General features: G+C 57.1%; 11 protein-coding genes. 4 read left to right on the top strand and 7 right to left on the bottom strand.

Features of this window, described 5'->3' with window-relative positions; genetic code table 11:
• The coding region (locus KK078_RS29000) for a carboxypeptidase-like regulatory domain-containing protein (protein ID WP_254094259.1) at positions 1–545 on the bottom strand (545 nt) is incomplete at its 3' end.
• A 227-nt stretch (positions 546–772) separates the two neighbouring features.
• On the opposite strand from KK078_RS29000, the gene KK078_RS29005 reads away from it, so the two are divergent.
• Complete coding sequence (locus KK078_RS29005) at positions 773–4,879, top strand: hybrid sensor histidine kinase/response regulator transcription factor (protein WP_254094261.1); 4,107 nt, start codon at positions 773–775, stop codon at positions 4,877–4,879.
• A gap of 260 nt (positions 4,880–5,139) precedes the next feature.
• Here KK078_RS29005 and KK078_RS29010 read toward each other — a convergent pair whose 3' ends face one another.
• The 3 genes from KK078_RS29010 to KK078_RS29020 form a co-directional block, all read right to left on the bottom strand.
• Positions 5,140–5,721 carry a gluconate 2-dehydrogenase subunit 3 family protein gene (locus KK078_RS29010; RefSeq protein WP_254094263.1) on the bottom strand — a complete coding sequence of 194 codons (582 nt, stop codon included), beginning with the start codon at positions 5,719–5,721 and terminating at the stop codon, positions 5,140–5,142.
• A gap of 10 nt (positions 5,722–5,731) precedes the next feature.
• On the bottom strand, positions 5,732–7,435 hold the full coding sequence (locus KK078_RS29015; protein ID WP_254094267.1) for a GMC oxidoreductase: 1,704 nt from the start codon (positions 7,433–7,435) through the stop codon (positions 5,732–5,734).
• Positions 7,436–7,561: 126 nt separating this feature from the next.
• Positions 7,562–9,436, bottom strand: a complete 1,875-nt coding sequence (locus tag KK078_RS29020; protein WP_254094269.1) for an ABC-F family ATP-binding cassette domain-containing protein — start codon at positions 9,434–9,436, stop codon at positions 7,562–7,564.
• Positions 9,437–9,615: 179 nt separating this feature from the next.
• Here KK078_RS29020 and KK078_RS29025 point away from each other — a divergent pair, with 179 nt between their 5' ends.
• The 3 genes from KK078_RS29025 (at position 9,616) to KK078_RS29035 (ending at position 11,921) form a co-directional block, all read left to right on the top strand.
• The gene (locus KK078_RS29025) at positions 9,616–10,134 is read left to right on the top strand and encodes a hypothetical protein (RefSeq protein ID WP_254094271.1); all 519 of its coding nucleotides are present in this window, start codon (positions 9,616–9,618) and stop codon (positions 10,132–10,134) included.
• A gap of 212 nt (positions 10,135–10,346) precedes the next feature.
• Positions 10,347–11,468 carry a glycoside hydrolase family 18 protein gene (locus KK078_RS29030; RefSeq protein WP_254094273.1) on the top strand — a complete coding sequence of 374 codons (1,122 nt, stop codon included), beginning with the start codon at positions 10,347–10,349 and terminating at the stop codon, positions 11,466–11,468.
• A gap of 66 nt (positions 11,469–11,534) precedes the next feature.
• The gene (locus tag KK078_RS29035; protein ID WP_254094275.1) at positions 11,535–11,921 is read left to right on the top strand and encodes a VOC family protein; all 387 of its coding nucleotides are present in this window, start codon (positions 11,535–11,537) and stop codon (positions 11,919–11,921) included.
• 10 nt (positions 11,922–11,931) lie between these two features.
• Here the strand turns inward: KK078_RS29035 and KK078_RS29040 are convergent, their stop codons facing one another.
• The 3 genes from KK078_RS29040 to KK078_RS29050 form a co-directional block, all read right to left on the bottom strand.
• Positions 11,932–16,152 carry a T9SS type A sorting domain-containing protein gene (locus tag KK078_RS29040; protein WP_254094281.1) on the bottom strand — a complete coding sequence of 1,407 codons (4,221 nt, stop codon included), beginning with the start codon at positions 16,150–16,152 and terminating at the stop codon, positions 11,932–11,934.
• An 18-nt stretch (positions 16,153–16,170) separates the two neighbouring features.
• Positions 16,171–20,364 (bottom strand): T9SS type A sorting domain-containing protein, encoded by a 4,194-nt coding sequence (locus tag KK078_RS29045; protein ID WP_254094286.1) that lies wholly within the window; start codon positions 20,362–20,364, stop codon positions 16,171–16,173.
• A gap of 21 nt (positions 20,365–20,385) precedes the next feature.
• A partial coding sequence (locus KK078_RS29050; RefSeq protein WP_254094288.1) for a T9SS type A sorting domain-containing protein occupies positions 20,386–21,115 on the bottom strand: 730 nt, incomplete at its 5' end.

A 21,115-nucleotide genomic window follows, 5' to 3' on the forward strand; every position in this document is an offset into this window, starting at 1 on the left:
ATCAGCGGGTCATTGCTGGCATTGAGCGACGAGCCGCCGCGGATGCGGATCTGGCTGCCCGAGCCGGGCGCGCCTCCGTTGGAGGTGATCTGCACACCGGCGACCTTGCCCATGATAAGCTGGTCGGCCGTGATGTTCTGGCCCCTGTTAAACTCTTTATCTGTCACGGCCACCATGGCACCCGTCACATCCTTTTTGGTCTGTGTACCGTAGCCAACCACGACCACTTCGCCCAGGGTGAGGATATCGGGGATCATCCGCATATCGACGGTGGTCTGGCCGTTGATGGCGATTTCTTCTGAAAGGTACCCGATAAACGAGAAGACGAGCACGCCTCCCGTTGCCTGGTCGGCGGGCACGGTTAATGAATAGCCCCCCTCCGCGTCCGTTGCGGTGCCGACGGCGGTGCCTTTGATAAGGACGTTTACGCCGGGCAGCTCCGCACCGTTCTCATCCGTCACCTTTCCCTTCACGATCTGCTGCGCCAGCAGGCTGCAGCACCCCGTGATCAGGAATGAAAAAATGAAGAGTAATTTTTTGCTCATACGAACTGGTTATGTTTATTCAACCGTTTGCAAGTTATTATGCAACCCGTTGCATTGATGGCTACAAATCTTACAGGAAGCAACAAAATCCGACCATTTTAGAGAATAATCCTACCTTTCGAAGTACTTTTCGGCAAGGTTCGCCGGCAGACCGAAAACGGTTTCCGGAAATCGATTTCTGACGTCCTGAAAGCGTCGCTATTTTTACCTGTGCAAGCTGGTGCCGTATGGCGAGACAAGTGCTGCGATCCTTCCTAAACCTACCCCGGCGGCTGACGTGCCGTGGCGTCGCAGTCCTGATCGCCTGCTGCCTGTGGGCGGGCACGCTTTCCGCCTTGGCACAAGAGTCGCCCTTGTTCTCGACCCTGTCCATGCACGACGGCCTGCCGTCCAACATCATCAGCGCCGTGGCCCAGGACGCGCGCAACTTCATGTGGGTGGGCACCGCCAACGGCCTGTGCCGCTATGACGGCCACCGCTTCCTGACCTTTAAACAAACGGAGTCCGAACATTCCCTCACCGCAAACGAGATCAGCTCGCTGGTGGCCCTGGGCGACCACCTGTGGATCGGCACCTGGAAGGGCCTCTGCCGCATACACACCGGCACGTTTGAGGTGACCCGTATTCCGCTCGGCGAAGACCGCATCGTGCGTACGCTCGCGCCGGGCCGCCACGGTGTGCTCTGGGTCGGCACCGCCACCGGACTCGTCCGTTACGATACGCATGCCGGCACCCACGCCGTTCTGACGGCAGAAACGAACCACCTGAGTCATAACACCGTCCGCGCCATCTACGAAGACTCCGCGGGCACGGTGTGGGTGGGCACGTACGACGGCTTTAATAAACTGCCCGCCGGGCAAAGTTCGTTCACGTCCTTCGATCTGAAAAAGTCCTATAAGCCGGCGCTGAAGAACAATCTGATCTGCGGCGATATTCGTCCATATTCCGCTACGTCGGACTCGCTGCTTTGGGTCGGCACGGAAACCGGCCTCTGCCTGTTCAATACGCGCACGGGCTCGTACCGGCACTATACCGAACAAAACACGCGCTTTAGCAACGAGGTCATTAAATGTATCTACCCCGACCAACGCGGTAACCTATGGCTGGGCACCGACTTCGGGTTGAATGTCTTCCACCCTCAAACGGGCGAGGCCCATGCCTATTTTCACAATCCACGCCTGCCCTACTCCATCGCCAACAACGTGATCTGGCAGATCTTTGAAGACAATGCGGGCATTACCTGGTTTGTCACCTCCAACGGGCTGAGCCGGATGAACGGGTTCCAACCGTTCTACCGCTACCAGGAAGTATCCTATCCGTTGGCGGACCAGACCGTGGGCAACCAGGTAAAGGCTGTGTTGGTGACGCGCAACAATGTATTGTGGCTCGCCACGCTGCACGGGGTGATCCGCATCGATCCTGTGTCCAACACCCGACGCGTGTTCGAAGCCGGTTCGCCCGAGAACGACCGCATTCAGCTCAATAACACCTACGCGCTGGAGGAAGACGACTACGGCCGGATCTGGATCGGGACAGCGGGCGGCATCAACGTGTGGGATGAGGCGCAGCAGAAGATGTATGCTATTCCCGCAAACGCCACGAACGGACTTACGTCGAACTACATAGCCCGGTTTACAAAGGGTACTGATGGTTCCTTCTGGGTAAGCGCCTGGGAAGGTGGTTTGTTTAAGGTTGTCGGCGATTTCCGTGCGCTGGAAGCGCTGCGGTTTGAGCGGGCGGGTGAATTTGGTTCGCCGAAGACGGTGAGCGGCGCGAATGCCATCTGGACAACACCCTATACCGGGCTGCTGCGCATCGATCTGCAAACGCACAAGAGCACGCCGGTGCCGGCCTTTAACCGGGTGGCCGGGCGGCAGGATATCAACTGTTTTTACTTCTCGCGCAACGGTAGGCTGTGGGCCGGTGCGACAAATGCGTTGATCGAATACAATTCACAGACCGATACGGCTATACGCCATCCGCTGGTGACGGGTAAGGACATTCTGCCGGCAAGCATGACCGAAGACGCGGCCGGGAACATTTGGTGTGCCGCGGGCAACTTGCTGCTGAAGCTGTCGGCAAAGACCGCGCGTGTCGAATTGCTGCCGTTGGATGATGAGATCCCCCTGAAGAGTTTCTTCGATGGCTGCGTCACGCGCACGCCTGCCGGCGAGATCATCTTCGGCGGAGACAATGGTTATGTTACGGTGTCGCCCGAGGTGAAACCTAACAGCTTCGCGCCCAGGGTGTATATTACTTCGCTGGAGGTGAACAACCACACGCTCCTGCCCGGTCAGCCCCTCGACGATAAGGTCCTGTTGGACAAAGACATTGCCGTAACCGAATCGCTGGAACTGGAGTATGCACACCGGTCAATCGCGTTCGAGTTTTCGGCGTTGCATTATTGGAAGCCCGCGGCGAGTGTCTATGCGTACAAGCTCGAAGGCTTCGATAATGACTGGAACTATGTGTCGGGGGACAAGAATTTTGCGGTATACTCCAACCTGACGCCCGGAACGTATACCTTCCGGGTGAAAGGCACCAACAACTACGGACTGTGGAGCCCGCATGTTGCCACGGTGCGGATACGGGTGCATCCTCCCCTCTTGCTCAGCCCGCTGTTCCTGGTACTCTACGCGGTGCTGATCGCTGCGTTGATCGTGGTGGCGCTGCGTACGTACACCACGCGGTTAAACCTGCGAAACGAGCTGCGCATTACCCGGATGGAAAAAGAGCATGCGGAAGAGATCGTCCAAACGAAACAGCAATTCTTTACAAATATATCGCACGAGCTGCGCACGCCGATAAGCCTGATCCTGCCACCGATGCAGCAGTTGCTGAAGCGTGGTGACCTGCCGGCCGAAGGGCAGCTCCTGATCGGACTGGCGGAGAAGAATGCCCAGCGCCTGCTGCGTTTGGTGAACCAGATCCTGGACTTCCGCAAGCTGGAAGACGAGGCACTGAGCTTGCGGATGACGACGTTCGACCTGGCGTCGTTCTGTCGCGAGCTGTGTGCCCTGTTCTCCGACAAAGCCGGGCGGCACGACATACGTTTTGGTTTTGTGGCGTCGGCCGAGACGTGTCACATCTGGGCGGACCCGGAGAAGGTGGAAACGATCCTTTTCAACTTGCTCTCCAATGCGTTTAAGTTCACACCGCGTGGGGGTAGCATTACCGTCACCCTGACAGTAGCCGGAACGTTGCCGGGCTACCGCGACGGGGTGGTACAACTCGCCGTCGCGGATTCGGGTATCGGCATCGCTCCCGAAGAGCTGCCGCGCATCTTTGACCGGTTCTATCAAACGGATGCCGCGCAGAAGATGGAGATCGGCTCGGGGATCGGGCTGACGCTTGTCGCCGAATATGCCCGGCTGCACCAGGGCGACATTCAGGTAACAAGCACGCAAGGTCAGGGCGCCACCTTTACGCTGACGTTGCCGCTGGGGAGCGGTCACCTGCCGGTTGACTCACCCGTACAGCAGGAGATCGATCTGGTGGCGGTAAAAGCGAACCATACCGAAGAGAACACCTATCACCTGGGACTCGCGTCGGACAAGCCGATGATCCTGATCATTGAAGACAACCCCGATATCATCACGTTTATACAGGCCAGCCTGCGGGACAAGTATAATTTCATTACAGCTTCCGACGGCGAGGAAGGCCTGGATAAAACGACCAGCTTCCTGCCGGAGCTTATTATCAGCGATATCATGATGCCGGTCATGGATGGATTGGCCATGTGCCGGCAGATCAAAAGCAACCCCAGGACCAGCCACATTGCCATCATTATGCTCACGGCGCGCACGCTTACGTCGCAGCAGGTAGAAGGGCTGCGCACCGGGGCGGACACCTATCTTACCAAGCCCTTTGATATCGAGCTGTTGGAGGCGCACATCGACCATCTCTTGCAACGCAAGCAGGAACTGGCCGACTACTTCCGGCACGAATTGATCCTGCAGCCCGAGGAAGGCTCGGGCGAAAATGTGGACGATAAGTTTATCAGGAAGGTGATGAGTATCATCGAAGCGAACATTGCCAACCCGGAATTCAGTGTGGAGATGCTGAGCGATGAAGTCGGGATGAGCTCCACGCATTTATACCGGAAGTTGAAATCCATGACAAAGCTGCCGCCGAACGATATCATCCGGAAGTACCGGATCAAGAAGGCATCGCTGCTGCTGGCGAATAAGGAGGGTAATATTTCGGAGATTATGTATGCGGTGGGCTTTTCGAATTTGTCGTATTTCTCGAAGTGCTTTAAGGCGGAGTTCGGCACCACCCCGAAGGAGTATCAGCAGAAAATTGCCGTTCGACGAGCAGACGGAGCCGGCTAACGAATGGTCCGCTTCGCTCCGCACGTATCTGGCGCAAGTCTGAGCGAAGCGGTGACTTGTGCCTAAAACTGTAGGTAGTTTATAACTGCCGTGTAATTCACTGGCGCTTGAGATTGCTACGCCAGTTACAAACTGGCGACCGTCGTCGGCACAAGTCACCGCTTCGCTCAGACTTGCGCCAGCAAACACTACCGGCCTGCCATCCACTCTTACGAGTAGCTAACAGGCCGGCAGCCACACTATATACTTTTTACGTTAGACTACGTTGCCCACGTCTTACCGTTACCGGCTTCCGACACGGGGATACAGCCTTTGTATGAGCCCGGTACTGCTACGTATTGCAGCACTTCCGACGCGCCGACCTTCGACGTGAAGAAACCAAGGAGTGTCAGCTCTTTGGTCTTCATCAGGAAGTCGCGGTACGCGGGAGCGTTTTCGGTGGTATCGGCTACGACGGCGCTGTGGATCTTATTGACAAACGTGGTTTGCTTTTCGGCATCCAGTTCGATGAAGGGGTCGCCGTGTTCTTTTTTGGCTTCTTCATCAAAGGCTTTCAGGCTGGTCAGGTATTTGTCCTGGTCTTCTTTGGAGTATACTTCCTTCAGCATCTGGTCGATGAATCCGGGGACGCCGATCTCCTTGGCGCCGGGGGTATCGGTCTTGGGGATGATGATCTCGGCTACCTGTGTTACCAGGATGCCCTGGTCGTTGCTCAGGAACGAGGGTTTCCAATCGATTGACGGCTTGGGGGCGCAGCCTTTCAACAGGCCTGCCATCGCCGGTGCGGATATAACGCCGCCCATGATCCAGGCGGTACGTCGTAATGCTTCTCTGCGATCCATATCGTGATGCTTACAGGTTTTGTTTCTTCATTTCTTGTGTTGCAAAGTCTACTGCGCGGGCCGTCAGCGCCATGTAGGTCAGCGACGGGTTCTGGCAGGCAGACGAGGTCATGGCCGAGCCATCGGTTACGAACACGTTCTTACAGGCGTGTACCTGGTTGTATTTGTTCAGCACCGAGGTCTTCGGGTCTTTGCCCATGCGGGCGGTACCCATCTCGTGAATGCCCAGGCCGACACCGATCTTGTTGTCGAACGTGTGGACGTTCTTATAGCCGGCCGCTTCGAGCATTTCGGCAGCGTCGGCCGCCATGTCCTTGCGCATCTTGTATTCGTTGTCGTGCAGGTCGGCATCGAACGTGAGTGTCGGCAGTCCGTATTTGTCTTTCTTGTCCTTGTTGATGTATACCTTGTTGTCGTGGTACGGCAGGATCTCGCCAAAGCCACCCATGCCGATGGTCCATCCACCCGGTTTGGCGGCCGCTTCTTTCAGCGATGCGCCCAGGCTCAGCTCCGACACGAGGCTCGACCATCCCTGACGGCTGGCGCCACCCTGGTAGCCGAAGCCGCGCAGGTAGTCGCGTTTGTCGCTGCCGATGTTGCGGTAGCGCGGGATGTAGAAGCCGTTGGCCCTGCGGCCGAAGTAATATTTGTCTTCATAGCCTTCTACGGATGCGCCGGCCCCTACGCTGAGGTGGTGGTCCATGATGTTATGGCCCAGCTCGCCGCTGTCGTTTCCAAAACCGTTGGGGAAACGGTTGGAGATCGAGTTCTGCATGATGAAGGTCGAACCGAAGGTGGATGCGCACAGGAAGATCACGCGTGCGTAATACTCCACTTGCTCACCGCTCTCGGCGTCGAGTACTTTCACGCCGGTAGCCTTGTTCTTCTGCTCGTCGTAGATCAGCTCGTATACAATGGAATTCGGACGCAGGGTCATGTTGCCGGTTTTCTCGGCAGCGGGCAACGTAGAGGATACGCTGCTGAAATAACCGCCGTACGGACAGCCGCGGCTACACAGATTCCGGTACTGGCAGGTGCCCCGTTGCGGGCTGTGCGGCACGGGTGCAGTAGCATGGGCTACGCGACCGATGGTCAGCGCGCGGTCGAACTTGGTCTTTACTGTATCCTTCAGGTCCAGCTCCACGCAGTTCAACTCCATGGCGGGCAGGAACTGACCGTCCGGCAACTGCGCCAGGCCATCGACACTCCCGCTGACACCGATGAATTTCTCCACGTAATCATACCAGGGTGCGACGTCGTTATAACGGATCGGCCAGTCTACGGCGATGCCGTCTTTGGCGTTGGCCTCGAAGTCCATCGGGCTCCAGCGGTAGCTTTGGCGACCCCACATGATGGAGCGCCCGCCTACGTGGTAGCCACGCATCCAGTCAAAACGGCGAACTTCGGTGTAGGGGTTTTCAAGATCGTTTACAAACCAATGCTTGGTGGCTTGCTGAATGGTATATCCGGTACGGGCTTGTACGCCCTGTTGCTTTAGATCTTCCTGGGTGGGCTTGCCCGCGTTGGGAAAATCCCACGGGTCTTTGGTTGCGGTCGGGTAATCAGGGTGCTTTACCATCCGGCCACGCTCCAGCACGAGCGTCTTTAATCCTTTTTCGGTGAGCTCCTTGGCTGCCCAGCCACCGCTGATACCTGTCCCCACGACTATTGCATCATAGGTGTTCTTCTTCTCCGCGTCTGTGTTTAGGTTCATGTTCGAAATAAAGTTTGCTTAAAGTTATATCATTCGATTGAACTAAGCTGAATTTTATTTCAACGGTAGAATATTATTACGCGTGTTTAGAATGGTTTTAAATAATGCAAAGGTTCGTGGATTCGTTTACATCAGCTCGGCCAATTCCAGCCAGCGCAGTGTCTTTTCGTCTACTGCCTGCGTGATAGCCTGGATGCGCGCCGACCACTCCTGCAGCTGTTTGTGATCGGTGGTGCCGGAGTTCATCTTCTGGGCGATCTCGTTCTTTTCCTGCTCGAGCTTATCGATCTCGCCTTGCAGTTTTTCGTACTCCTGCTTCTCTTTAAAGGAGGCTTTCTTTTTCTCCTGGATCTCGGGCGTTTTGACGGGCGCAGGTGCCGCGGCCTTCTTCGGCTCGGGCGATGCACGGAGGGCTTCCTGCTCTTCTACCCAGTCACGGTAATCGGAGTAGTTGCCGTTGAAGAGCCTGATCACACCGTTGCCTTCAAATACAAAGAGCTGGTTTACAAGGTGGTCCATGAAATAACGGTCGTGTGACACCAGCAAGAGGCAGCCGGAGAACTTGTCGAGGAAGTCTTCCAGCACGTTGAGCGTATCGATGTCGAAGTCGTTGGTCGGCTCGTCGAGGATGAGGAAATTGGGATTGGTCACCAACAGTTTGAGCAGCTGCAGTCGCTTCCGCTCGCCGCCGCTGAGCTTGTTGATATAGTTGTATTGCTTCTCCGGCGGGAACAAGAACGAGTCCAGGAACTTCGAAGCTGACACCTGCGAACCGTCTGAAAGTGTGATGAATTCGGCTATTGACTTCACCTCTTCGATCAACCGGTTTTCAGGATTCAGTGAAATGGACTCCTGGGTAAAATAACCGTATTTGGTGGTTACACCCGGATTGATCTCGCCGCTGTCGGGCTTCAGTTTGCCGGTAAGCATGTCGAGGAATGTCGACTTGCCGATGCCGTTCTTACCGACAATGCCGATGCGGTCGTTCTTTTTGAAGACATACGAGAAGTCGGTCACGATAGGCAGTGATCCGAAATTCTTATTAATATGTTCCACCTCCAGGATCTTGCCGCCCTGGCGGGATTCTTTGATGTCCAGCTCCAGCTTGTCTTTGCGCAGGTCCTGAGAGGCTTTCTCCTGCAGGTCGTAAAACGCTTCAATGCGGTATTTAGCTTTGGTACCCCGCGCCTTCGGTTGGCGGCGCATCCAGTCGAGCTCTTTTTTGAGCAGGTTGCGTGCTTTGGATACTTCCGCCTTGACGATCTCTTCCCGTTGCTCCTTTTTTTCCAGGAAGTAGGCGTAGTTGCCTTTATACCGGTACAGCTGTCCGCGGTCGATCTCGATGATCTCGGTGGCAACGCTGTCGAGGAAGTAGCGGTCGTGGGTCACCATGATGAGGGTGATGTTGGCACCCGACAGGTAATTCTCCAACCACTCAATGGCCGACAGGTCCAGGTGGTTGGTCGGCTCGTCCATGATGATGAGGTCGGGTTCCTGCAACAGCAACTGTGCCAGGAAGATACGTTTCTTCTGACCACCCGAGAGCTCGCTGAATTTCTTATCGAAGTCGGGCACGCCGAGCTTCTCGATCACTTCGTGCACCTTGGCTTCATAGTCCCACGCTTTCAGCTCTTCCATGCGCTCCAGCACTGCCTGCATCTTTTCCGGCGAGGTGTCGGGGTGGTGAATACAGTCTTCGTACTCCTTCACCACTTTGGCGATCTCATTCTCATCGCTGAACAGTACGTCCTTGACGGTCAGGCCGTCAGCCACAACCGGTTGCTGGGTAAGATACCCCAACCGTTTGCCCTGCCGGATGCTGACTTTGCCGGCATCGGGTGCCAGCTCGCCTGTAAGGATCTTTAACAAGGTTGATTTTCCGACACCGTTATTGCCAACCAGGGCAAATTTCTCGCCCTGCGAAATGCCAAGTGTGATATCTTTAAAGAGCCAGCGGTCGGAGAACGTTTTGCCTACGTTTTCAGCGGATAAGTAATTCAAGATCTGAAAAATTAAGGTTCAAAAGTACGGAAATCCCGGCAGTGGATTTGGTCAGGCGAGTAATTAATGTTTTCGGCGACCGTCCGTCATGTGTAATATTTCGCCGGCGATTCAAAAAATTACACTCGGCCGAACCGCTATCCTTGCACCATAACAGAGCCCCAATTACTGTGCTGCGCATGCGCAATCCATATCTACCTGTTGCCTGGCTGATGGCCTCGACTGCATCACTTTGGTCGTGCACCTTCGACGATGACTCACGTTTCAACAGCCAGTTTATCGTGGATGGAAAGTCGTATGCGCTCGTATCCAGCGTCACCACGCCACACGAGGAGACGCCGGGGAGCCCTGTACAAGTGTGGTCGGTGACCATCGACTCGCCCGGCAAGGCGCGGAAGATCCACAGCGTATCGTTCGACCTGTACACCAATGCGGCTGACATGCTTCCGGAAGGAACATATACGTTTGACGCCCAACACTTGAAAGGAGTGGAAACGTTTCATCGTGCGGACGTGACGGTGGATTATGACCGGGAGCGGCAGGAAGGCGGCCAAGTCTATAAAGAGCTCGAGGGCGGCACCGTCACCGTCAAGCTACTGGACGAAGCCCGCCGCGACTACACCCTATCGTTTGATCTGCTGATCAACCAACGAAAGGTGCGGGGATATTACCGCGGCGGGATCGAGGTCGTTCGCTGATCCACTCCTCCAGAAGTTTAAACAATTATATTAATTGTGCTATGCAGTAAAGAGCTCCGGCTTCCCGATCGCTATCGGGACCGGCGCTTTTTCGTTTTTTATACAGACACACAGCACAACCCCGGTCTCACCCGGTCAAATACCCATTCATACGAAAGATCATCCAGCTATCCCCAAAAGCCGCGACCTTGTCATCATCAACCCAACCAACAATGACAATTTTTCGCACACTTCTCGTTGCGCTGGCGCTCGTGGCCAGTGCCAGTCTTCATGCCCAAAAAGCTCCTTCCCGGTTTTCCGTGATCGCGTATTACTCTGGTGGTCCGGAGAAGGTCGATAGCATCCCGGCGAAAAAGCTCACCCACATCATCTACAGCTTTTGCCATCTGAAAGGCAACCGGCTCACTGTCGATAATGGCCGCGACTCGGCTACGATCCGCGCGCTGGTCGGCTTAAAGAAAAAGCACCCGCCGCTCAAGATCATTCTGTCGCTCGGCGGCTGGGAAGGCTGCCCCACGTGCTCGGATGTATTTTCCACCGATGCCGGCCGTACCGAGTTTGCGCAGTCCGTCCATCAGCTGAGCCAGTACTTCCAGGCAGACGGCCTCGACCTCGACTGGGAGTACCCTACGATCGAAGGCCCTCCTGGTCATGCGTATGCCGCCTCCGATAAAGAACACTTTACCGAGCTGCTGCGTGTCCTGCGCAAGGTCAACAGCCCGGCGTACGAGCTGAGCTTCGCCGCCGGTGGTTTTCAAAAGTACCTGGACGAGTCGGTCGACTGGAAAGCCGTCATGGCCATTGCCGACCGCGTAAACCTCATGACCTACGACCTCGTGAACGGATACTCTACCCGCACGGGCCATCACACGCCGCTGTACTCGAACCCCGGCGATCAGCAGGAGTCGACAGACAACGCCGTACAATACCTGGTCAAGCTCGGCATACCACGTAACAAGCTTGTGATCGGTGCAGCGTTCTACGGACGCATGTGGGAGAATGTGCCGGATGTCAACAACGGTCTGTTCCAATCGGGCAAGTTCAAGGCCTTTATCGATTATCGCCGGTTTTCGCGTGAGCTGACGCCGGCCAGGGGCTTCAAGACCTATTGGGATGCGACGGCAAAGGCGCCTTATCTCTACAATGCTGCCGAGAAATTGTTTGTTACGTTTGACGACAAGCAGTCGATGAAGCTCAAGACCGAATACGCCATCGATCAGAAGCTGGATGGTATCATGTTTTGGGAAATGACGTGTGATGCGCCGAAAGACGGCCTGCTGGAGGTTATCGATGGCGTGAAGCGCGCGCATTTTCCTGAGAAAGGAAAGAAATAGCACCGCGTTGTGCCGTTGTGGAACGGTTTTTTAGGGTTTTAGGTCACACTAAAACCCTTTTTTATTATGTTGAACTTACGCGACGCAAAAGCTTTCAGCGGGTTTTCGGTTAAAGACATCCCGCAAGCCAAAAAGTTCTACCAGCATGTTCTGGGACTGAATGTATCGGAAGAGAACGGCATCCTGTTCCTGCACCTGGCCGATCGGAGCGGCGTGCTGCTATATCCCAAAGACAACCACCAGCCGGCAACATACACCGTCCTGAATTTTCCCGTGGCCGATGTTGAAAAGGCAGTGGACGAGCTCTCTAAAAATGGTGTGCAGTTCGAGCACTACGACGATCCGGCGTATCGAACCGACGCCAAAGGCATTTCCCGCGACAACGGTGGCCCTACGATTGCCTGGTTCAAGGATCCTTCCGGCAATATCCTTTCGGTGTTGGAAGAAATGTAGGCCCGCATCCTTATTCTACTACAACCCGCTTTACCCGTTGTTCCTTTCCGGCTTCCAGCAGCACGAGGTATACGCCTGCCGGTAACGCGTTGCCCTGGTATTGATATTCGCCGTTGCCCAGCAGCTCGGCATCGAACAGCCGGCGATCGCCGGTAACGCTGAGCATGCGCACCCGCGCCACTACGTCGGCCCGGCGCAATACGACGGATACGGTGAACCGGCCGTTGTTCGGGTTGGGGTATACATCAAAGTCCGTGATCAGCGAGCTTCCCTCCCGCCCTGCCTGGCTGTCACTACCTGACTGGATCGTGATCGTCTTAGATAAGGTAGCGATGCATTCTCCCAGGAAGGTATTCAATACGATCGTATATTCGCCCGGATCGGCGAAGACGATACTGCCATAGGCATCTTCCTGCGCGATCAATGCAACGCCTTCGGGTACGGTCCATTGCACACCTTCGGGCACAGGCCAGCTGATGTCGACGACCACGACCGTATCCTTTGCAAACGCCTCGGTGGCCATCAGAAAATCGGCCTGCAGCAGGTCTGTCGAGGTTTGCAGCGTAAAGCTGTCGGCCCCCTCACATCCGCGGGCGCTGATCACCGCCAGGGTATATTCTCCCGGTGTATCCAGGATAACTTCACGTGCGACGCTGGTAAATCCGACCGAGGAAGTCCAGGAATACTGCGCATTGTCTTCCTGCGCCCGTACCGTCAGTTTCTGCCCGACACAGATCGTCCGATTTCCGCCAGCATCTACTACGAACGGCATGGGGTCGGGTACTACGATCGATGCCTGGTGCGTACACATTCGTACGTCTGTCACCGTAATGCCGTAGGTGCCCGCAGGCAGTGCATGGAGTTCCTGCGTGGTCTCTCCGGTGTCCCAGGTATATTGGTAAGGCCCTGCGTTACCGCCGGCGGCCTGTACCCAGATCCTGCCGTCGGCATCGCCCCGGCAGGAAGGTTCTTCGATAATATTCTCCAGCGTCAGGGGATCGGGTGTCCATACATCAAAGATCTCTTTCGCCCAGCATCCCTTGGCGTCGCGCACTTCCACCCAATGCTTACCGGCCGCTACCGCCGTTACCTCCGTGCCGGTGGCACCTGCGATGTCCCAGGTAATGGTATACGGGGCCTGCCCCTCGCTTACGCTTACCCGGATCACGCCGTCGGCGCTGGCGTAGCACGTCACGTCGACAAGAGCCTCCTGTGCAATGTGAGGTCCGTCGGAGTCGTTCATATTGATGGGTAAGATCGTTTCACAGGCATTTCCATCATGCACCATCACCTCGTAGTCGCCACTGCGCAATGCACTGTTTATTGCTCCGTCGGCAATCTGCACGCCATCGTCGTTGTACCAGGCATAGCTATAATTGCCGGCACCACCCGCAGCGGCCACTTCCACGCGGCCGTTTGCCTGGCCGCAGGTGGTTTCTATTTTGCTGACTATTTCCAGCACCAGTTTTTTCGGCTCGGTCAGCGTGGCCGTCGCAGTGCTTTCACAGCCGTTGCCGTCGCGAACGGTGAAGGTATACGGCAGGGCCTTGAGACCCGCAAAGACAGGGTCTTCCTGCCAATCGATCCCGTTTCGCGCGTACGTGTATTGCCCCGCACCGCCGGTGGCCATGAGTGTTACCTGTCCATTGCTGCCCTCTGTACACGAAACGTTCATTATCCGGTCCTGGTCGACCTGTACGCCTACGGCTGCCGGCTCCCGGACGATCAGGTTTCCCGAAGATGTCTGGCAGCCACGCGCGTCGGTAATCGCCACCGCATATACTCCTGGCGCAAGCCCCTTGACACCTTCGCTCACCGCCCCGGTGCTCCAGCTATAGTGATACGGCTTGGTGCCCCCCGTAACGGTGGCGTCGATGGTGCCGTCGCTGCTGCCATGGCACCGCACGCCGTAGCCGGTATAATCCGATACGGTGGCACCGGATACCAGGACGGCAGGCTCCCCTAATGGATACGTAAATAATCCTTCACATCCTTTGCTGTCGCGCACCGTCACGGCATAGTCGTCGGCCACCAGGTTGGCGATTGCCGCTCCGGTCACTCCGGTCGACCAGGTGGTGGTATACGGTCCGGTGCCGCCGCCCGGCACAACCTGCAGCGCTCCGTCAGCACGGCCGTTGCAGCTAATGACCTGCGACTCCGAGATCACACCGGTGATCTTCGGCCGCACATCCAGGAAATAACTTTGGGTTACCGTACATTTGCTCGAATCGCGTATGTAGATTGTATAGTTCGCGGAGGCAAGCCCTTCGAATAGCACAGGCGTGCTTTCCACTTTGTAGTTTGTGCCGTTGATCGAATATTGGCGTGCGCCTGTACCACCCTTGGCGGGTGTGATCTGAATGGCGCCGTCGATCTTCTCCGCGCAGCTCTGCAGCACGCCGGTGATGTTGCCTGGCACGATCGACGCAGGCTGGCCGATGGTGACGGCGCCGCGCTGCGTACAACCAGCCTCATCGCGTATCGTCACGGTATAGGTTTGCGCGGCCAGGTTCGTAAAGGCCGGTGACGAATAGAAGCTCGTGCCGTTGATCGAGTATTCGTAGGATTCTGTTCCGCCGTCCGCGCCGTTGACCGTCAGCGTGCCGGTAGGGATGCCGGCGCATTGCAGGTCTGTCTTGCTGATGTCTGTGAAGCTTACCGGGGCGGGCGATGAAACCGTCACCGGAGAACTATAGGTTGCCTCACAACCGTTGTCGTCGCGTACCCGTACGGTATAGGTATCGGCAAATAGTCCGCCGATCACGGAGTCGGCCTGGTAGGTTACGGCGTGTGCAACGCTTGTCAGCGCGTAATCAAGGGTGCCGGTGCCGCCTTCGGCTTCCACGGTGATAATACCGTCGTTTTTGACCCCGCCGAAGTTGGCGGTATGACAGCTTACACCGAAATCAAAGTGATCGGACGACAGGTAGGCGCTGTTGATCTTGACCTCGTCGGGTTTATTGACGGTCGCCGCCGTGTCGCCCGCGCAGCCATGGGCGTCGCGAACGGCAACCGAATATTTTATGTTACCCGGCACGGCGGTCAGGTCTTCGGTCGACCCGGTGTCCGTATTTTGGTTATTGGTCCAGGTATACGTATACGGCGCCGCGCCGTTCGTATGCGTGAGGTTGACCTGACCGTCGCCGGTATTGTGGCAGCGTTCGGCCACGGCGTTGATGCTGAATCCCAGGGTGTAGGATTCATCTGTCAGGGCGAAGGTTCCTTCCGTCACGCATGCCGCCGGTACCCCGCTCTCCGACACGAACGATAGCTGATACGCGAATGTCTGTGGCAGTGTACCCAGGTTCGGATTGAAGCGGATGGGGATGCTATGCGTGCCGGCGCCCGTCAGCGGTCTGCTGCCGCTGCCGTTGTTGGTGACGGTTTCGTTGTTGTAGACAAAAAGATATTTCGAAGCGCCGTTGCCGCCGGTGATATTGATCCGTACGCGTGCATCGTCCGCGCAGACCTGCGGATCGACACCTGCCAAGCTCAGCGCCGGTGGCGCAGGGTTGACAAATAAAGGTCCGGAGTTGACCCAGCCGGATTCCAGGTTTTCACACGCCGTGAACTGCGTCTTTACCCGGAATTCGATGGTGCTGGCCTCGGCAACGCCCGGAGTAGTATAGGTGAAGCTGGAGCCGGTATGCGGAAGGGACGTGTAGGCCTGTCCGTTGATCCGCATTTCCCAGACGTGCCTGAACGTATACCCGGAAGTACCGGTGGCCGCGGTGATCGTAACACCCTGGCCCGCGCACAGGTTATTGGTGACGCCCGAAAACGCGGGCGCAGCCGGTGCCGGCGGATGGTTTCCCGGTGGAATGATAAAGGTAATGGGTATACTGGTCGCACAGACGACGGCGCCTACACCGGTATCGCTGAATGCACGCGACTCCGCATAGATCGATCGCGTGGCTAGCTCGCCGGTCCAGATCACGGCCACGGCGGTAGTATTGTGCACGGCATAACCGCCACCATATACGGTGTTGTCATAGCCGCCTACGAATTGTCCGCCCATCACCACCCAACTCACGTCGGAGCGTGGACAATTCGTACTGCTCCAATCCGGTGGGTCCGCGATGTAATAGTAGTAAACCCCATCAGGACATACTGAGCTTTCACCATCGATCCGGAACTCTTCCTGGCCGGACACGGGGTTCCATGCCAGGAAAAATAGCCCCGCCAGGAGTGCGATAATATGATGTTTCTTTATAGCAACGTGTGTCATCATGGCAAGTATCTGACATATTTATTTCACCACTATGCGCTTCCATTTTTTTTCGCTGCCCGCTTTCACCACCACAAAATAGATTCCCGCCGGCAATACCTTGTCCTGGTAATAATACTCATCGGTGCCACGCACTTCGACATCCAGCAGGCGTCGTTCGCCGGAGACGGATATCATCTGCATGTAGCCGACTGTATTTTCATCGCGCAATGTTACGGCAATGGTAAACCGGCCGTCGCTCGGGTTGGGGTATACTTCAAATTGTTCGATCAGACTGGAGGGCTGACGTCCCGCTTCATCCGGGGCCTCCCCTTCGAGAATGACGATGTGTTTTGTCAGGTCGGCAATACATTCTCCCAGGAATGTATTCAGAATAATATCATATTCGCCCGGCTGTGAAAATACCATCTCGCCATAAACGTCTTCCGCCCGTACCATGGCCGCAGCCTCGGGTAACGTCCAGCGCAATCCTTCGGGAACAGGCCAGCTGATATCGACCACCACCACGGTGTCACCCACGGCGGCTTCGGAAGCCATGAGGAAATCGGCTTTCAGCAGGTCTGTGGAAGTCTGCAGTATAAAGGTGTCGGATGCCTCACAGCCCCGCGGGCTGACGACTTTCAACGAATACGTCCCGGGCACCGTCAGCACGACCTCCCGCTCCTCACTGGTGAATCCGACCGACGACGTCCAGGTGTACGTACCGTCTTCCTGTGCACGGATGACGGCCTTCTGCCCCACGCAGATCGTCCGGTCCCCGCCGGCATCGACAACAAATTGCGCGGGGTCTATGACTTCAATTTCTTTAACGCCTTTGCAGTCCCGCACATCGGTAACCGTTACGGTATAGGTACCCGCCCCCAGATTTTCCAGCACCGTGCCCGACACGCCGTGATCCCAATTATACTGGTACCCGCCGGGGTTACCGCCGGACGCCGATATCACAATGCTGCCGTCGGCTGTACCACGGCACGAAGGCTCGGTCAATGTCTCTGCGATTTCGATCTTCGTCGGGGTCGACACGTCGAAATCCTCTTTCGACCAGCAACCACGGGCATCGTATACTTCTACCCAATGTTTGCCACCGGTAACGTCCTCGACGATCAGCCCCGTTTCACCGGGTATATCCCACACGAGGCGATACGGCGCTTGTCCGTGGTTTACGCTGATCCGGATCACACCGTCGTTGCTTTCGAAGCAGGTCAATCCGACCGTGTCTTCGAGGGTTACGCGCGGACCATCCGAATCCCGCATGACCACTTCCAGCGGAGTCTCGCACGCATTGCGGTCCCGCACAACAACTTGGTAGGTACCACTGCGGAGGGAATCCGCGGCCGCGCCATACTCCACGATGGAGCCGGATCGATCATGCCAGGTATAGAAATACCCCCCTGCCCCGCCGGACGCGAGCACTTCGGCCTTGCCATTTGCTTCTCCGCAGGTAGTTTCAACTTTGGAGATCGGGCCGAGCAAAAGTTTATCGGGTTCGGTCAGCGTCGTGTCGGTCAGCGTCGTACATCCGTTACTGTCGCGAACGCGAACGATATAGGGGCCTGCCGTCAGGCCCGTAAAGCGGTCTTCTTCCAGCCAGGTGGTTCCGTCGAGCGAATAGCGATAGCCCGCTGCCCCACCGGTTGCCGACAGCAGTACCTCACCGTCACTGCCGTCCTTGCATGAGATATTTTTTGCTTCCCCGACGGCCAGGCCGATCACCGCAGGCTCTGTAACGCGTAGATCGTCGGCATCGGTCTTGCAACCGTGACCGTCGACAACCGTTACGCTGTAGACGCCAGGCGCCAGCCCCTTCACGTCTTTGGTGGTGGCCTGGTTGCTCCAGGTATACGCAAAGGGCGGTGTGCCGCCGGACATGGTAATATCGATGGCGCCATCGACGGATCCGTTACAACGCACGCCGTAACCGGCATAGTCCGCCACGGCCGCCCTGGCAGTCAGTACACCGGGTTGCCGAAGTATATGGGTAAATGTCTTTTCACAGCGTTTCGAATCGCGGATCGTTACGGTAAAGGTGTCAGCCGCCAGGTTCACAATGGCAGGATCAGTACCGCCTGTCGACCACGTATAGGTATAGGGTGCCGTGCCGCCATCGGCGGTCACCCGCAGGGCGCCGTCGCGTTCGCCGTGGCAACTGATCACTTCTGTCTCCGAGATCGGGCCGGTAATGACCGGGCGGATGTCCAGTGGGTAATTCCGGGTGACCACGCACGCATTGTCGTCGCGTATGTACACGGTATAGCCACCCGACGCGAGCCCTTCGAATAACACCGTATCGGCCTCGGGCACATACCTGCTGCCATCAATTGAGTACATACGTTTGCCCGTACCGCCCTTGCCCGGGCCCAGGCCGATGACACCGTCCCGGATTTCGGTACAGCTTTGCGGTGTGCTGCCGGCAAGACCGACAACCATCAACGCAGGCTGCCGCAGGGTTGCCGTGTCCTGTTGTGTACACCCGCTTCCATCGCGGACCGTGATGGTATAACTTCCCGAAAGTAAATTCTGAAACGAGGCAGACGGCTGGTAGGTTCCGCCGTTCAGTGAATACATATAGTCACCGGTCCCCCCGGCAACACCCGTCAACGCAACCTCGCCCCGCGCGACGTTCGCACAGGTCAGGTCGGTCTTGGCGATCCGTGTATGCGTCAACGGATCGGGCGATGTCACCGCTACCGGTTGGGCATATTCATACTCGCAGCGGTTGGCGTCGCGCACGACCACCGTGTACGTGTCGGGGTACAGGGCGGTGATCGTAGCCGACGGCTGATTGAGGGCGTTGCGGACAAGCCCCGTCAGGTCAAACCGCCGGTCGCCGGTGCCACCTTCGGCTTCCACCGTGATCCGTCCATCGTTCCTGACGCCCCCCAGGTTGTCGGCATGACAGCTCACGCCAAAGCCGGCGGCATTCGGTACCATATAGGCGCTGTTGATCCGCAACTCGGCGGGTTTTACCACCGTCTCCGAGTCCGTGCCGGTACAGCCGTGCGCATCACGGGCGACGACCGTATAGGTCACACCCCCTGGTACGTTGGTCAGGTCTTTGGTCGCCCACGTCGTAGTGCTCGCCGGTCGTGTCCAGGTATAGGTATACGGCTCCGCGCCGTTGGTATGGGTTAAGGTTATTCCACCGTCGCCGGTATTGTGGCACCGCTCGTTCCGGGGCGCCAGGTCCAGGCCGAGGGAATATGAACCGTCGGTGATGACAAAGGTGCCGGTGGCTTCGCATGCCGACGATGCGACCGGGTTTCCTTCCGCGTCCACTGCCTTGAACGCAAGACCGTACTGAAAGGAATGCGGCAACGTGCCGGCCCGCGGTACGTAGGTCAGCGGCACGGTGTGTATACCGGGCCCGCGAAGGACGACATTAGGCCCTTCGTTGTTGGCGACCGTCTGGTTGTCGTAGCTGAAGAGGTATTCCGTGTTGGCATCGCCACCCGTGATATTCAATTGCACAGAAGGATTGTCCGTACAGATCGCCGGGTCGGCGTCCAGGAAGGTGACCGTCGGCGGTGCCGGATTGATATACATCGGCCCTGAATTGACCCAGGGTGATTCCACTATTTGGCATGCCGTGAAGCGCGTCTTGACACGGAAGCGTACCGTACGCGCCGTGCCCAACGCCGGGATAGTATAACTGAAGCTGCTCGCATTGGGCGCACCGGTATAAGCGGAGTAGCTGGCACCGTCGTTGGTGCTGATCTCCCAGAGGAAGTCCATGGAATACGGCGATGCACCGGTGGCAGCGCTGATCGTTACCGCCGAGTTCTCGCAGGCATTGTTGGAGACATCCAGGTTGCCGCTGATCACGGGCGCCGCCGGACGCGGCAGCTGCGCGCTCGGCGGTATGATCCAGGATACGCCCATCGCCGGATATGCTCCGGTGTTTTCATTGCACCCCTCGCCCACCATGTCGAAGTGCTGGTTGGCACTGATCGACATCGAAGCCTGGGTGCCGTTCCAGATCACTGTGACGGAACGTCTGTTGGCAGTCTCACCGACGAACTCCCCGCCGGAGATATTCCAACTGATGCGAATGGGCTTGTCGCAACCGAAGTCGGCCGTGTACGACGCCGTCTCTCCGGGGCATACGCGATTCGGGCCGTACATAACGGCCGGACGATCCTGCGCAAATCCTTCCTGCCCGATCCATCCGGACAGTGACAACAACATGATCCCTAACAGTTTTTTTCCAACTTTCATTATCGGTAATGCATTAACGTTCTATTCAATCACCACGCGTTTCACCTTTGTTTCCTTACCCGCGTCCAGCACCACCAGGTATATTCCCGCCGGCAGCACACTGCCCTGGTAGTAGTATTCCCCGTTGCCCCGCACTTCCGCTTCAAAGAACCGGCGGCTGCCGGTGACGGCCAGCATGCGCACATGCGCCACAGCCGCTGCCTCGCGTAACGCCACGGCTACGGTAAACCGCCCGTGGTTCGGATTGGGATATACCTCGAACCCCGCAATCACGGACTCCGGCGTGCGGCCTGCCTCGTTGCCACCGGCACCGTCCAGTACGGTGATGCGCCTTGTCAGGTCGGCGATGCATTCGCCCAGGTAGGTATTGAGTACGATGTCGTATTCACCGGGAGCGGCAAATACGATCTCGCCGTGGGCGTCACCGGAATTTATCAGCGAAGCGCCGGCCGGCAACGTCCATGTTATTCCTTCGGGCACCGGCCAGCTGATGTCTACGACGACAACGGTGTCGCCGGCGTTGGCTTCCGACGCCAGCAGGAAATCGGCCTGCAGCAGGTCGTTGGAGGTGCGGACCTCAAAGCTATCGGAAGCTTCACATCCACGTGCGCTGACGACCGCCAGGGTGTAGGTGGCCGGTTCGCGCAGCGTCACCTCGCGCTCGGTGCTGGTAAAGCCGGTCGAAGACGTCCACCGGTACGTGGCCCGATCTTCTTCCGCACGGACCGTTGCCTGGGTCGTATACAGAACT

The organism is Dawidia soli (assembly GCF_018598185.1).
GTDB classification, from domain to species: domain Bacteria; phylum Bacteroidota; class Bacteroidia; order Cytophagales; family Cyclobacteriaceae; genus Ohtaekwangia; species Ohtaekwangia soli.

Bases quoted from the DNA above. Each gene is read 5' to 3' on its own strand.
- KK078_RS29040 (WP_254094281.1), bottom strand. From the start codon at position 16,152: ATGATGACACACGTTGCTATAAAGAAACATCATATTATCGCACTCCTG.
- KK078_RS29030 (WP_254094273.1), top strand. From the start codon at position 10,347: ATGACAATTTTTCGCACACTTCTCGTTGCGCTGGCGCTCGTGGCCAGT.
- KK078_RS29035 (WP_254094275.1), top strand. From the start codon at position 11,535: ATGTTGAACTTACGCGACGCAAAAGCTTTCAGCGGGTTTTCGGTTAAA.
- KK078_RS29045 (WP_254094286.1), bottom strand. From the start codon at position 20,364: ATGAAAGTTGGAAAAAAACTGTTAGGGATCATGTTGTTGTCACTGTCC.
- KK078_RS29015 (WP_254094267.1), bottom strand. From the start codon at position 7,435: ATGAACCTAAACACAGACGCGGAGAAGAAGAACACCTATGATGCAATA.
- KK078_RS29010 (WP_254094263.1), bottom strand. From the start codon at position 5,721: ATGGATCGCAGAGAAGCATTACGACGTACCGCCTGGATCATGGGCGGC.
- KK078_RS29025 (WP_254094271.1), top strand. From the start codon at position 9,616: ATGCGCAATCCATATCTACCTGTTGCCTGGCTGATGGCCTCGACTGCA.
- KK078_RS29005 (WP_254094261.1), top strand. From the start codon at position 773: ATGGCGAGACAAGTGCTGCGATCCTTCCTAAACCTACCCCGGCGGCTG.